Origin of the sequence: Arabiibacter massiliensis (genome assembly GCF_902386925.1) — a bacterium.
Classification (GTDB): Bacteria; Actinomycetota; Coriobacteriia; order Coriobacteriales; family Eggerthellaceae; genus Arabiibacter; species Arabiibacter massiliensis.
Genome location: NZ_LR698996.1, coordinates 3,006,633 through 3,019,728 on the forward strand (window position 1 = coordinate 3,006,633; position 13,096 = coordinate 3,019,728).

13 protein-coding genes are annotated in these 13,096 nt (G+C 66.9%); 7 read left to right on the top strand and 6 right to left on the bottom strand.

Annotated features, from left to right (window positions below; translation table 11 throughout):
• Window positions 1–7: 7 nt before the first annotated feature.
• Complete coding sequence (gene proC, locus FX134_RS12880; RefSeq protein WP_080802716.1) at window positions 8–811, bottom strand: pyrroline-5-carboxylate reductase; 804 nt, start codon at window positions 809–811, stop codon at window positions 8–10.
• 248 nt (window positions 812–1,059) lie between these two features.
• On the opposite strand from proC, the gene FX134_RS12885 reads away from it, so the two are divergent.
• Window positions 1,060–2,499, top strand: coding sequence for an ATP-binding protein (locus FX134_RS12885; protein WP_080802718.1), 1,440 nt, complete (start codon window positions 1,060–1,062; stop codon window positions 2,497–2,499).
• A 17-nt stretch (window positions 2,500–2,516) separates the two neighbouring features.
• Here FX134_RS12885 and FX134_RS12890 read toward each other — a convergent pair whose 3' ends face one another.
• From FX134_RS12890 to FX134_RS12905, 4 genes are all read right to left on the bottom strand, one after another.
• The gene (locus tag FX134_RS12890) at window positions 2,517–3,173 is read right to left on the bottom strand and encodes a DUF6320 domain-containing protein (protein ID WP_080802721.1); all 657 of its coding nucleotides are present in this window, start codon (window positions 3,171–3,173) and stop codon (window positions 2,517–2,519) included.
• Window positions 3,170–4,501, bottom strand: a complete 1,332-nt coding sequence (locus FX134_RS12895) for an alcohol acetyltransferase (protein WP_080802724.1) — start codon at window positions 4,499–4,501, stop codon at window positions 3,170–3,172. The genes FX134_RS12890 and FX134_RS12895 overlap by 4 nt, the downstream gene beginning before the upstream one ends.
• A complete protein-coding gene (locus FX134_RS12900) occupies window positions 4,474–5,496 on the bottom strand; it encodes an alpha/beta hydrolase (RefSeq protein ID WP_080802728.1) in 1,023 nt (340 codons plus the stop codon). Before FX134_RS12900 ends, FX134_RS12895 begins: the two co-directional genes overlap by 28 nt.
• A 97-nt stretch (window positions 5,497–5,593) precedes the next feature.
• Window positions 5,594–6,043 (bottom strand): C-GCAxxG-C-C family protein, encoded by a 450-nt coding sequence (locus tag FX134_RS12905; RefSeq protein ID WP_080802731.1) that lies wholly within the window; start codon window positions 6,041–6,043, stop codon window positions 5,594–5,596.
• A gap of 149 nt (window positions 6,044–6,192) precedes the next feature.
• Here FX134_RS12905 and FX134_RS12910 point away from each other — a divergent pair, with 149 nt between their 5' ends.
• The 5 genes from FX134_RS12910 (at window position 6,193) to FX134_RS12930 (ending at window position 11,710) form a co-directional block, all read left to right on the top strand.
• Window positions 6,193–7,644: a M20/M25/M40 family metallo-hydrolase gene (locus FX134_RS12910; RefSeq protein ID WP_080802735.1), complete on the top strand. Its 1,452-nt coding sequence runs from the start codon at window positions 6,193–6,195 to the stop codon at window positions 7,642–7,644.
• Window positions 7,645–7,650: 6 nt separating this feature from the next.
• Window positions 7,651–9,006 (top strand): MFS transporter, encoded by a 1,356-nt coding sequence (locus FX134_RS12915; RefSeq protein ID WP_080802739.1) that lies wholly within the window; start codon window positions 7,651–7,653, stop codon window positions 9,004–9,006.
• Window positions 9,007–9,139: 133 nt separating this feature from the next.
• Window positions 9,140–10,072, top strand: coding sequence for a cysteine synthase A (gene cysK / locus FX134_RS12920; protein WP_080802744.1), 933 nt, complete (start codon window positions 9,140–9,142; stop codon window positions 10,070–10,072).
• Window positions 10,073–10,345: 273 nt separating this feature from the next.
• Window positions 10,346–10,765, top strand: a complete 420-nt coding sequence (locus FX134_RS12925; protein ID WP_080802748.1) for a hypothetical protein — start codon at window positions 10,346–10,348, stop codon at window positions 10,763–10,765.
• Window positions 10,766–10,900: 135 nt separating this feature from the next.
• Window positions 10,901–11,710, top strand: coding sequence for a helix-turn-helix transcriptional regulator (locus FX134_RS12930; RefSeq protein ID WP_080802751.1), 810 nt, complete (start codon window positions 10,901–10,903; stop codon window positions 11,708–11,710).
• Here the strand turns inward: FX134_RS12930 and FX134_RS12935 are convergent.
• Entirely contained in the window at window positions 11,707–12,330 is a 624-nt protein-coding gene (locus FX134_RS12935) for a DUF1016 N-terminal domain-containing protein (protein ID WP_080802753.1), read from the bottom strand. The two genes, FX134_RS12930 and FX134_RS12935, sit on opposite strands and share 4 nt — an antisense overlap.
• 333 nt (window positions 12,331–12,663) lie before the next feature.
• On the opposite strand from FX134_RS12935, the gene FX134_RS12940 reads away from it, so the two are divergent.
• Window positions 12,664–13,086, top strand: coding sequence for a 6-pyruvoyl trahydropterin synthase family protein (locus FX134_RS12940; RefSeq protein ID WP_080804073.1), 423 nt, complete (start codon window positions 12,664–12,666; stop codon window positions 13,084–13,086).
• Window positions 13,087–13,096 lie beyond the last annotated feature (10 nt).

Here is a 13,096-nt window from a genome sequence, read left to right on the forward strand (position 1 = left end):
CGGCCGTTTAGCCCTGGATGGCGTCGATGGCATTGATGACGGCGCCGCGGAACGCGTCCTTCTCCAGCGAGGCGACGCCCTTGATGGTGGTGCCGCCCGGCGAGCACACGGCGTCCTTCATGGCGCCGGGGTGCGTGCCCGTTTCCAGGTGCAGCTTCGCCGTGCCCATCATCATCTGGGCGGCCAGGCGGTACGCCGTGGCGCGCGGCAGGCCGTGCTTCACGCCCGCATCGCCGAGCGCCTCCAGGAACATGGCCGCGAAGGCGGGGCCGCAGCCCGCTACGGAGCTGGCGGTGGACAGCAGCTTGCCGTCCACCCATTCGATGAGCGCCACCTGGCCGAACAAGTCCTCGAACGCCGCAAGCTCGTCCTCGGAGAGCGAGTGGCGCTGCTCGCAGGCCACGACGCCTGCGCCCACGGCGATGGGCGTGTTGGGGATGGTGCTCAGGTGATGCGTGCCGGGCGCGAGCACCCCCTCGTAGAAGTCGAACCCGCAGCCGGCGGCCACCGAGATCACGGCCTTGCCCGGCGCGGCCAGCGCGTCGCGCACCGGCTCGAGCACCTGCGCCACGAGATGCGGCTTCACGGCTACCACCACGAGGTCGCTTTTCGCCACCACGTCCTGCGGCGTCTCGCAGGCCCGCACGCCCAGCGCCTCCGCGTTCGCCTGCAGCTTGTCGAAGTGCGCGGCGCACGCGCAGATGCGCTCGCCCGGCAACGCGCCCGACTTCACGAGCCCCTGCGCCATGGCGCGAGCCATGTTCCCGAATCCGATGAAGCCCAGCGTGATGCCGTCGTCCGTGTGCGCCATGTCATCCTCTTTCCGTCGTGCGGCCGAAATCCGTTTCCCCGAATTGTACGACATGCTCGGTTCCGATTGCGCGCTTGTCGGAGAATCTGCGGGCCGACGACGGCGCGAGTCGGCGATTCTTTCTCATTTTCCCCCTAGCGTTCTTTGTCCAAGCATGTTAAAATAGATACAAATGTTCGGTATGGCTGGATACCGTTCCTAACTCCAAGCGATTGGAGGACAGCCGCTTTCGAAGGAAGGGGCTGTTCATGGAACGACATGTAAAACCATCTGACTTGGGACTGGAGACCGAGCGCGTCGAATTCAAGAAGTCGACTGCGGAGCTCGACGCAGCCGCCGACTCCATCGCCGCTATCCTCAACAAGCATCGGGCTGGCACGCTGTACTTCGGCGTCAAGGCGAACGGCGAGGCGGTGGGCCAGGTAGTGACCGAGGAGACGTTGCGCAAGGTCAGCCAAGCCGTTGCCCGGCGTATCGAGCCCGCCATCTTCCCGGATGTGGACAAGGTCGTTATCGACGGTCGCGATTGCATCCGAGTGACGTTCTCTGGGAGGGATGTGCCCTACGCGAGCGGGGGCCTGTACCGCATGCGTGTGGCCGACGAGGACCGCAGAATGACGACCGACCAGCTGAGGGCGTTTTTTAATGAGCGGCTGCAACGGGAGGATCCTTGGGATGCGCGGCTTTCGTCCAAGACGCTGGACGATGTCGACGACAAGACGTTCGAGCGCTATCTGGCGAAGGGGCGCGCTGCGGGTCGGATATCGTTCGCGTACGAGGGGAAGCGCGATGCGCTCGAGCGCATGGGGCTGGCTCGCGACGGCCGGTTGACCAATGCGGCGGCCGTGCTGTTCTGCATGTCTGACCACTTCATGTTCAAGTGCGGCATCTTCGCGACGCCCACCCGCACGACCATCCTCGACATACGGCAGGAGGCGGGGTCGCTGTACGATCTGCTCGACTTCGCCATGCTGTACGTGGCAAAGAACATTAAATGGCGGTTCGAGTTCGACGGCTCGCCCGAGCGCATCGAGATACCCGAGATCCCGACCGACGCCGTGCGCGAAGCGCTCATCAATGCGTTCTGCCATCGCGACTACACCTCCGCGCTCGATGTGCAGGTGGACATCTTCGCGGATCGCGTCGATGTGTTCAGCCCCGGCCGGTTTCCAGAAGGGGTGGATCCCGAGGACTGCCTTTCGGGCAGGATAGCCTTTTCGGAGAGTCGCAACAAGCTGCTCGCCGAGGCGCTCTTCCGTGCGAAGGACATTGAGAAGTACGGCACGGGCATGCCGCGCATCAAAGAGCAGTGCGATGCGGCGGGCGTGGAGGTGAGGTACGCGAGCCATCGCAAGGGAGTGACGGTGTCGTTCTACCGCCCGGACTGGTCGCGTTTCGGGCCAGAAAAAAGCGCAGTACAGAGTGCGGATGGCCCGGTAAATGGCCCGGTAAATGGCCCAGTAAATGGCCCAGTAAATGGCCCAGTAAATGGCCCAGTAAATCTCAGCGCTGTCGAGCAATCCGTGCGTGACGCCTTGCTCAGCGACGGATCGCTCACGAGAAGGGACCTGTGCCAGATGTTGGGGAAGGGCGATGGGACGATAAAGCGTGCCCTCGCCGGCCTCAAAGGCAAAGGCCTGCTTCGTCGCGTCGGTTCGGACAAGACCGGCTACTGGGAGGTGCTGTAGCCGCTCCGCTCTCCGGCCTACGCTGAGAATAGCTTGCGCAGCTCCGCCACCAACTGCTTGCGGGTGAACACGAGCAGCCCGAGCAGGAACACGCTGGCCGCAAGGGCGCTCGCCAGCGCGGGCACGTCCCAGGTGACCAGCCCGAACGCAGCCAGCGCGAGCGGAGCCAGGCCCAGCAGCACGTCGAACAGCAGATACTTCGCGTACCCGGTGACGAAGGTGCCGCGGAACACCGCCAGGAGCACCGCGTCGAACACGATGGCCACGAGGCAGATGCCGGGGATGACGAACGTCGTGACGGCCAGGTTGCCCGTCACGACGAACCACACCGCCGCGATGCCGAGCAGGATGAGGAAGTAGCGCACCACCACGCGCAAGAAGTCGGGGCTGTGCGTGAGGATGTTGCGCACGAACAGGTAGTTCACGATGAGGGCGGCGCAGGTGGCCACCACGATGTCGCCGGGCAGCGAGAGCATCCTCCCTACGAACAGCATGACGAGCGCGCAGGCCCCCGTGGCGAACGCGAGCACGGCGAGCGCCACCGTGCCGGACTTGCGTACCTCGTTGCGCGGGAACACGGCCGGCTCGGCGCGGCCCGCGAGCTCTGCCTGGCACAAGGGGCAGCGGTCGAGGTCGCCCGAGAACTCGATGCGGCATTTCTCGCAGCGCTTCATCGGCCGTCATCCTCGTCCCTCACGGGCGCCTGCCCGCCGAGGCGGCGCACCGAGGACTCGAGCTTCGCCTCGAGCCTGTCCTCGGCCACCTCCTCGCTCGTCTTGTTGATGTTGATGCGCCCCTCGATGCCCTGGTCGGAGAAGAATCGGCAGAAGTTCTTCACCACGTCGGGGTTCGCGAACACGGTGGAGATGCCGATGCTCAGGTCGTCGCCGTAGGAGCACAGAAGGAAGTTGAGGCCGGTGGTGGACGTGAGCAGGTTCATGTCGCGCACGTAGGGGGCGATGCGCCCGTCGAGCTCGATGCGGCCGAGGTTCGAAACCGTGGTGGTGGTCTCGCGCGCGGAGATGCGGTCGGCCAGCTCGAGGATGGCGTCCTTCACGAACAGCGGTGCCAGGCGCAGAAGCGGGTTCTTCTCGAGCGCGATCATGCGGTTCATGCGGGGCTTGAGATTCTCGGGCTTGACGGCCTCCTTGAGCTGGGCGTGGATAAGGCGGGCCACCTCGTCGGCGGGCAGGTCGGCCTCGCCGGGCACGTAGGACACGAACGCGAGCCCGAAGAAGTTCTTCACCGTGCTCGAGCGGAACATCTGGCGCAGATCCACCGGCACGTCCATGCGGATGGCGCGCCCGCGGTCGCGCCGCGGCATCTCGGCGCGGATGGCGCACACGACGGCCGTGATCGCGAGCGAGGTGAGGCTCACTTCCCACGACCGCGCCAGCTCGACGGCGCGGCTCACCGGCAGATGGTACTCCATGAACGTGGGGTCGGCCTCGTCCTTCCAGCCTTTGAGCCGGTACACGGCGGGCGCCTTCGTGGGGGCGGCCAGGGCGCGCTCGTAGTATTTGTCGAAGCTATCCTCGGATTTCTGCAGGTCGGAGCCGTCGTATTCGAGCGGCACGCCCTCCACGCCGTAGCGCTCGCGGGCGTAGGCGTACAGGAGCGCCTTGAAGAAGCTCAGGGCCCCGCGGCCGTCGGACACCATGTGCGACACCTCGAGGTTCACGCGGTCGCGGTAAAAGCTCACGCGGAAGAGCACGCTTTTCGCATGCACGTGCAGCCCGAAGCAGATGGGCAGGTTCTCCGGGGTGGCGACGGGGGGCTTGCCCGCCGGCTCGAGGTAGTGCCAGAACATGCCGCTTCTCAGGCACACGTTGAAGCCGGGGAACGCTTCCGCCGCCCGCTCGAGCGCGCGCTGCAGCGCCTCGGGATCCACCTCGTCGACAAGCGTGGCCGCGTAGCGGAACACCGTCTGGACGGAGCTTCCCGCCTGCGACGAGTAGAACTTCCCGACGTTGTCTAGTCGGTACCAAGTAGTCCGAGCCACGCCGGTTCGCCTTCCTGCTCCAGCTCCTCTCCATCGAGGAAATGCCTGAAGATGCGGTACGTGTCCTTCACAATGTTGAACACCGTGGGGTACAGCAGGTACCCGTGCACGGCGTCGAGAACACGATAGCACTGCACGTCGCCGCCTTCCAGCTCCAACCGGGCGGCGAACGCCTCGCCCTCGTCGCGCAGCGGGCAGTATTCGGCGGTGACCACGAGCGTGCGGGGCTGGCGGGAGAGGTCGTCCATGAGCAGCGGCGCGAAGTAGGGGTTGTCCAGATCGGCGGGAGAGGAGGCGTAGAGCTCCATGTAGCCGCGGATGTCGCGTGAGGTGAGCAGGTAGTCCTCGCCGTTGTCGCGCACCGAGTCGAACCATGAGGTGAGCGGGTTGTGGTCGTTGTACGTGACGGGGTAGAGGAGCATCTGCGTGCGCGGCTGGAACGTCCCGCGATCGCGCGCCATGAGCGACACGACGGCGGCCAGGTTGCCGCCCGCGCTGTCGCCGAATAGCACGATGTTGTCCGGGTCCACGTCGTCGAGCAGCTCGCCCGCGAACAGCTGGCGCGCCACCTCGTAGCAGTCCTCGGGGGCCGTGGGGAAGCGATGCTCCGGCGCGCGCCGGTAGTCCACCGACACGACGCGCCGCTCGAGCTTGAGCGCGATGGTGGCGCAGGCGTCCACGTAGAAGTCGACGGTGCCGTTCACCCAGCCGCCGCCGTGGAAGAACAGGATGGTGCCGCGCGAGTCCTCGGTGACCTTCAGGCCCTCGGCCAGCGAGAAGTCGATGTCGAGCGGGGTGAACACGCGCAGGGCCACCTCGCTGCCGTCGGGCATAGGGGCGACGGCGTCGTCGATGCGGCAGCGCGGGTCGGGCACGGCGAGCTTAGCGAGCACGTCCTCGGCCACGCGCTGGGCCTCGTAGAATTCCTTGATGTCGGGCCGCAGCCGGGTGGCGGCCTTCATGAACGCGGCGAGCACCGCTTTGTTGATGGGCATGGCATGCCGTCCTTTCGCGAGGGGCGGAGCCGATGCGGGGCCCGGTCTGCCGCGCGGCGCTCAGGGGCGCCGCCTCGGCCTCCATCCTATCACAAGCTCATCGCGGGTTCGCGCGCAGCTCCTCGATGAGGTCGAGCGTCCACACAAGCGCGTCCTCGATGCAGCCGTCGCAGCTGCGCAGCGGGGTTCCGGCGGGCTCGCCGCGCAGGTCGGCGCAGATGGTGGAGCCGTTCTGCTCGCGGAAGCGCGCGACCAGGCGCGCGACGAGCGCATAGGTGGCCTGTTTGCTGGAGGGGTCGGCCATGCCGTTGCTGTTGGCCAGGCCGAGCGCCAGCGCGCCGCCCGAGATGGCGCCGCAGGTTTCGGTGTGCCCGCCCATGCCGCCGCCGAAGGCCTCCGACGCGCGGAAGCAGACGTCCTCGTCGGCTCCGACGAGCGGCGCGAGCGCGCAGGCCACCGCCTGGGCGCAGTTGAAGTTGCGGTAGCGCAGCTCTATGGCGCGCGCGGCGAGCGCCTCGCGGTCGATGGGCGCGTGCTCTGCGGTCATGGGTTCCCCTTCCCTCCGGTTGCTTTCGAGCATGATAGCAAGCGCGGGGCCTTGCCGGCCGGCGTTTTTCCCCGGAGCGGCCGTGCAGCGGCGGAAACGTCTATAATGGCCGCATGCATCGGGGTTTTCCGCCGTGAAAGGAGCTTTCCATGCTCGCGCTCGCAATCGTCCTCGCCGTCGTGGCCGCGCTCGCCGCCGTGCTCGTGGCGAACGCCGTCCGGCTCAAGCCGACGCCCGTGTCCGACCCGCTGCCGCCCTCCGACGAGATGGGCGACGACGCGGCGGTCGAGCGCTTCCGCGCGATGCTGCGCGTGCCCACGGTGTGGGACCTGCGCAACCCCGATGCCGACCGCTCGGCCTTCGACGAGTTCGTGCCTCTGCTGCGCCGCCTGTACCCGCGGGTGTTCGCCGAGCTGGAACTCGAGCTGGTGGACGGCTACGGCATCTCGCTTCTGTGGAAGGGCGCCGACCGCGAGCTCGCGCCGGTGGTGCTCATGGCGCACCACGACGTGGTGGGCGCGAACGCCGAGGAATGGGAGCACGACCCCTTCGCCGCCGACATCGCCGACGGCTACGTGCACGCGCGCGGCGCGGTGGACACCAAGTGCATCTGGGCGGGGCTCCTCGAGGCGGCCGAGCGGCTGCTGGCCGAGGGCTTCGTGCCGCCGCGCGACGTGTACCTGTTCTCGTCGAACACCGAGGAGGACGGCGGCGACACGACGCCTCATATGGTGGAGCGCCTCGTGGAGCGCGGCCGCGTGCCGTACATGGTGCTCGACGAGGGCGGGGCGGTCATCGACAACCCGCCGCTCGGCGTGAAGGGCCAGTTCGCGGTGGTGGGCGTGGCAGAGAAGGGCATCTTCAACGCGCGCATCGCCACGAGCGCCGAGGGCGGCCACGCGGCGACGCCCTCGCTTCAGGACGCCACGGCCAAGCTCGTGTCCGGCCTCGACGCGCTGCAGAAGAACCCGCCGGCCTCGAAGCTCTCCGCGCCGGTTGCGGCCATGCTGCGCGAGCTGGCGGCGCGCGGCGGCTTCGGGCTGCGCCTCGTGTTCGGCAACCTGTGGCTCTTCCGGCCGCTCGTCGCGCGCATCATGCAGGGCGGCTCGGAGACGGCCGCCATGGTGCGCACCACCTACGCGCTCACGCAGCTTGAAGGCAGCCCCGCGCACAACGTCATCCCGCGCCAGGCCAAGGCCACGGTGAACGTGCGTGTCGACCCGGGCGAGGACGTGGGCGCGGCCTTCGCGCGCATCAAGGAGCGCTTCGACGACGCCACCTCCTTCGAGCTGTTCGAGGTGAGCGAGCCGTCGCCCATCGCGCCGTTCGACGGCGACCCGGCGTTCGACTACCTGCGCCGCGTCATCGCGAGCGCGTATCCCGAGGCCGGCATCGCGCCCTACGTGCAGACGAGCTGCAGCGACGCGCGGCACTTCCATCGCGTGTGCCCGCGCACGTACCGCTTCGCCGGCTTCCTGTTCGCGGGCGACGCGCGCTCGCGCATCCACGGGCGCGACGAGCGGCTGGACGTGGAGGCGTTCAAGCGCGGCGTGGGGTTCTACGTGGGATTCATCCGTCATCTCGACCGGTTGGGGAAGTGAGGCAGCATGGCTGAGGGGAAGGCGCCGGCGCGGCGGGGGAGGTTCTTCTACGGGTGGTGGATCGTGATCGGCGGCCTGCTGATCATGGCCACGTGCTACACGGTGTTCGTGAACTGCATCCCGCTGTTCCAGACGCACATCGTGGAGGACCTGGGCCTCACCGTGGGGCAGTTCAACACGGGCGTGTCCATCACCACGGTGGTGGCGGTGTTCGCGTCGCTCGTGATCGGGCGGCTCACGGACAAGTGCTCCGCGCGCGTGCTGGGCGCGGTGACGGTGCTCACGAGCTCGGTGGTGCTGGTGGGGTTGTCGCAGATCACGGCCGTGTGGCAGCTGTACGCGCTGTGCGTGGTGGCGGGCATGGTGGTGGTCGCCGGCACGCGCCTTCTGGTGTCGGTGATCATCGCGAACTGGTTCACGCTGAAGCGCGGGCTGGCAGTGTCCATCGCGCTTTCGGGCTCGGGCATCGGCGGCGTGATCCTCTCGCCGGCCACGAGCGCCATGATCGAGGCGTCCGGCTGGCGCTCGGCGTTCCTGCTGCTGGCCGTGGTGTGCCTGGTGGCCGCGCTGCCGCTCGCGGTGGTGGCGTTCCGCACGCGCCCGAGCGAGAAGGGCCTCGAGCCCTACGGCGCGGGCCAGGTCGAGCAGGCGAAGGACGACCGCTCGCCCGACAAGCCGGTCACGGTGGCGGTGGGATGGAAGGCGCTGCGCAAGAGCATGTCGTTCTGGCTTTTGGTGGTGGGCTTCGTCGCCATGGGCATCACGAACGGCTGCATCATCACGAACTCCATCGCCAACATGACGAGCGTCACCGTGGGCGGCACCGAGGTGGTGACCGGCGGGCATTCCACGCTGTGGGCGGGCTCGGTGTGGTCGTTCTACCTGGCCGTGGTCATCGTGGCGAAGGTGGCGCTCGGGGCCATCTACGACCGCTGGGGCATGCGGACGGGCACCATCCTGGGCACGATCACGTCGGTGCTGGCTGGCGTCATGCTGCTGTTCCCCGCGACGGACTGGGGCCCCATCCTGGCCTGCCTATTCTTCGGCTTCGCCACGTGCATGGGCACGGTGGCGCCGCCCATCATGGTGGTGAAGGAGTACGGCAAGAAGGACCTCGGCACCGTGACGGGCATCGTGACGGCGTTCGAGCTGCTGGGCGCGGCCGTGGGCGCGGTGGCGTCGGGCGTGATGTTCGACGCGTACCTGTCGTTCGCGCCGGTGTGGATCATGGTGATCGTGGCGAGCGTGGTCATGGGCGCGGCGCTGCTGGCGTCCATCCCCGCCGCGCGCCGCCTGGTGGAACGCCGCCGGGCCGAGGGCGCGCCGGAGCTCGACGCCGAAGGCTTCGAGATCGCGGCGTAGGGCGTAGGGCGCTCCCTCGGGCGGCCGACGCTTGACCAAACCATAGCGAAACAGTATGATTTAGCGCAACACACAGGAGCCCCGGCAGGGGAGGCGGCCCGTGCGCGGCCGCGGACGAGAAAGCAGGCGAACCATGACCATCCACGCAAGCGTGTCCGAGCTGATCGGCAACACCCCGCTCGTCGAGCTGGCGAACTACGAGAAGAACCACGGCCTCAAGGCCCGCATCGTGGGCAAGGTGGAGTCGTTCAACCCGGCCGGATCGGTGAAGGACCGCATCGCGAAGGCGATGATCGACGACGCGCTGGCCCGCGGCGTCATTGACGAGGGCGCCGTGCTCATCGAGCCCACGTCCGGCAACACCGGAATCGGCCTCGCGGCCATCGCGGCCGCGCGCGGAATGCGGCTGATCATCGCCATGCCCGAGACGATGTCGGTGGAGCGGCGCAACCTCATGCGCGCCTACGGGGCCGAGCTCGTGCTGACCGACGGCGCGAAGGGCATGGCGGGCGCCATCGCGCGCGCGGAAGAGCTGGCGGCCGAGATTCCGGGCTCGTTCATCGTCGGACAGTTCACGAACCCGGCGAACCCGGCCGTGCACGAGGCCACCACGGGCCCCGAGATCTGGGAGGCCGCCGGCGGCGAGGTGGACGTGTTCGTGGCCGGCGTGGGCACGGGCGGCACGCTGAGCGGCACGGGGCGCTACCTCAAGCGCATGAACCCGCAGGTGCGCGTGGTGGCCGTGGAGCCGGAGACGTCGCCGGTGCTCTCCGAGGGACGTGCGGGCGCGCACAAGATCCAGGGCATCGGCGCGGGCTTCGTGCCCGAGACGCTGGATGCCGAGGTGTACGACGAGGTGATCGCCGTGGCCGACGAGGACGCGTTCGCAGCCGGTCGCGAGCTGGCGACGAAGGAGGGCCTGCTCGTGGGCATCTCGTCGGGAGCCGCCGTGGCCGCCGCCCGCCAGCTGGCCGAGCGTCCGGAGAATGCGGGCAAGACCATCGTGACCATCCTCCCCGACACCGGCGAGCGCTACCTGACCACGGCGATGTTCGACTTCGAATAAGAGGTCGCGACCCGCAGCGCCACCGAATCCTCTGGAAGATGCAAGTTGCGACGGTTCTGCGCGGGCTTTTCTGCAGCGGGTGACAATGACGGTTGCATTTGCCCAGGTCGCGCTTCTCCAGGGGGATCGCAATGTTTGGCCGCTCCAAATAATTGTTGGAAATGCAACAAAATCCTGCGCAAAACCGTCACAAGTTGCCGGTGGATGCGCCCGAATGCTAAAGATCGCCAAAGGCCGCGCAGGTCCGTATAATGGGCGGGAGGAGCTCGTCTGTTGATCGAGAGCGAGGGCGCCATGGAAAAGCAGTACATCGAAATCGAGCCCGTCTCCAGCTCGAGCACACTTGAGGCGAAGCGGCAGGAGGCCGAGCCGTGGGCCAAGGGCGCGGCGAAGGGCGTCGCGAAAGAGGCCGTCGACCAGGTGCGCGAGGCGGCTCCGAAGGCAGTCGGCGCGGCGAAGGCAGCGGTTCCCAAGGTGGCGCACGCGGTGCAGGCTGCTGCTCCGAAGGCGAAGGCCGTAGCCCGGGGCACGGCCACTGTGGCGAAGAAGGCCGTGCCGGTAGTGAAGGGCGTCGCCAAGGGCGCCGTGTTCGTCGCGAAGAAAACGGCCCCCATCGTGAAGGCGGCGGGAAAGGGGGCCGTCGCCGCGACCAAGAAGGCCGCCGGCGCAGTGAAGGCTCGCAAGGGGAAATAGGCGTTCGACCTGCGATGACAACCGCCAGTTGTCGGACGTGCGCGAAAAGCATCCGGAAGTTGGTTGAGGTAACCTCGGTTTCGGTGCATGATGCGAGGCGAGAAAGCGGTGCTTCGCAAGCGAGAGGAGACGCCCATGAGCTTCCGAGACAACCTCCAGCATCTGCGCGACACGCAGGACATGAGCCAGGCCGACCTGGCGCAACAGCTTGGCGTGAGCCGCCAGTCGGTGGCGAAGTGGGAGGCCGAGAAGAGCTACCCTGAGATGGACAAGCTCATCAAGATCTGCGACCTGTTCGACTGCTCGCTCGACGACCTCGTGCGGGGCGATCTTGCCGCCCCGGATTCCACGGAGTTGGCGACCCTCGAAGAGCCGGCTGTCTCCGAAGGGCTGGCGGAGGTCGACGCATGCGGCTACGACGACCACATGCGTCGCCGCGCATGGGACTACGCGGCCGGCGTTGCCGCGGTTTTCACAGGTTTCGGCGTGGGCGTCAACTTCACGTACACCGGGCCGGGTGCCTCGCCGCTGCCGTTCATCATCTGCTTCGCGATCGGGGTTGCAGTGGCGCTCTTCTTCGTGGAGCCGGCGCGCGCGGCACATCGGGCGTTTCGGCAGGAGCATCCTCATGTCGATGACTTCTACACTGCCGACCAGAAAGCCGAGGCGCGCAACGCGAAAGGAGGCGTCGTCGTCGGTGCCGTCCTGCTCGTGGCGGCAGGCTTGATCGTCCCGAGCTTGATCTCCGGGCTTTTCAGCCAGTTCGCCTTCTCGGCAGTAACGATGTTCGGATGTTTCGGCTTGGCGGCGGCGCTGGTCGTGTACTCCGTCATGATGGATCGTCGCACCGACGTTGCCCGGTACAACCGCCTCTCCGCGGTCGCGCCTGTCGCCGAGCCCGAAACGTCCTCGACCTCGACGGCGGGCGACGCTGCGGCGGGTTAGGCGGTCTCGTCCGGGTCGATCGTTCCTTCGAGGGCGTCATACTGGCGCTTGATCTCCACGCGCAACTCCTCCTCCGAGGGGAGGTTGGGCAGGCACTTCGACACGAATATCTGGCGTTCGCCCTCGGGCGGCGCGACGAGGGTCGGCTTGCCGAGGAGTCGCTCGTAGGCGAAGGAGCTTATCTGACGTTTGAGCTCGCGTACGCTCCAACTCTCCTTGATGCATTCGTCCAGGTAGAACTGGCGGGCGTCCTCTTTGGAAACGCGCATGAGCTCGCAGTAGTGGCTCCAACTCAATTGGTCAGACAGTGTCTGACCAATTGGGAATGCTAGGTAGAACCGGCGCATGTTCTTGAGATTCGTGGTTGTGAACCCCTTGCCGAAGTCGGTGGTCATGCGCTTCGACAGCTGCTGGATGAGCTTCGCGCCGTACTCGGCGCGCGTGAGCCCCTTCTGCTTGGCCACGATGCTTTCGCCGATGTGCCAGTACGCCTGCACCATGGCGAAGTTCGCCGCTGAGTACGCGTGTTTGCGGGCGCTCGCCATGATCTCGCCGATCTGCGCATAGAACGCAGGATCGACCAAGTTGCCGGATCTTTCGAGATTGCTTTCTTCGGTCATTTTCTTCCCTTTCCTGCCTGATGGATGGACGGGCGGCGAGGGGAAGGTATGCCGAAACGTAAGGGAAATGCGGGACGCCGCCTTCGATGCTGTGCAAGCCTTCAGCGTCTCCGATGTGCTGGTAGCAGTATAGCGCGCTTTTCGAGCAAAGTTGATATATGCATGTAATACACATGCTACGTCCTAAAATACCCGGTGGTGCTTTGCGTTGTCGCAGTAATGCCCCCTGGGTACCATGGCCTAGCGGCGGCGAGGATTGCCGCGAGCGGATAGAGGCAGCAGCTCCCGTGTTATCATGATGGCGAACAACACGGCATGGCGAAGGAGCGCATCATGTACGGACTGAAAACCGAGGCCAGCTTCGACTCGGCCCATTTCCTGACCGACTATTACGGCAAGTGCGAGAACCTGCACGGGCACCGCTGGCGCGTGGTGGTGCACCTCGCGGTGGACGACCTGCAGGCCGAGGGCACGATGCGCGACATGGTGCTCGACTTCGGTGTGTTCAAGCGCGCGGTGCGCGATCTGGCCGAGGCGCTGGACCACACATTCCTCGTGGAGGAGGGCTCGCTCGCCCCGGCGACGCTGGCGGCCCTTGAGTCCGAGGGATTCAGCCTGTTCAACCTGCCCTTCCGCACCACGGCGGAGAACCTGGCGCGCTACTTCTGCGACTGCCTGGTGGAGCAGGGGCTGCCCGTGTCCCAGGTGGAGATGTACGAGACGCCGAACAACTGCGCCGTCTACCGTCCGCGGTAGGGCGGCCGAG

Bases quoted from the DNA above. Each gene is read 5' to 3' on its own strand.
- proC (WP_080802716.1), bottom strand. From the start codon at position 811: ATGGCGCACACGGACGACGGCATCACGCTGGGCTTCATCGGATTCGGG.
- FX134_RS12885 (WP_080802718.1), top strand. From the start codon at position 1,060: ATGGAACGACATGTAAAACCATCTGACTTGGGACTGGAGACCGAGCGC.
- FX134_RS12890 (WP_080802721.1), bottom strand. From the start codon at position 3,173: ATGAAGCGCTGCGAGAAATGCCGCATCGAGTTCTCGGGCGACCTCGAC.
- FX134_RS12900 (WP_080802728.1), bottom strand. From the start codon at position 5,496: ATGCCCATCAACAAAGCGGTGCTCGCCGCGTTCATGAAGGCCGCCACC.
- FX134_RS12905 (WP_080802731.1), bottom strand. From the start codon at position 6,043: ATGACCGCAGAGCACGCGCCCATCGACCGCGAGGCGCTCGCCGCGCGC.
- FX134_RS12910 (WP_080802735.1), top strand. From the start codon at position 6,193: ATGCTCGCGCTCGCAATCGTCCTCGCCGTCGTGGCCGCGCTCGCCGCC.
- FX134_RS12915 (WP_080802739.1), top strand. From the start codon at position 7,651: ATGGCTGAGGGGAAGGCGCCGGCGCGGCGGGGGAGGTTCTTCTACGGG.
- cysK (WP_080802744.1), top strand. From the start codon at position 9,140: ATGACCATCCACGCAAGCGTGTCCGAGCTGATCGGCAACACCCCGCTC.
- FX134_RS12930 (WP_080802751.1), top strand. From the start codon at position 10,901: ATGAGCTTCCGAGACAACCTCCAGCATCTGCGCGACACGCAGGACATG.
- FX134_RS12935 (WP_080802753.1), bottom strand. From the start codon at position 12,330: ATGACCGAAGAAAGCAATCTCGAAAGATCCGGCAACTTGGTCGATCCT.
- FX134_RS12940 (WP_080804073.1), top strand. From the start codon at position 12,664: ATGTACGGACTGAAAACCGAGGCCAGCTTCGACTCGGCCCATTTCCTG.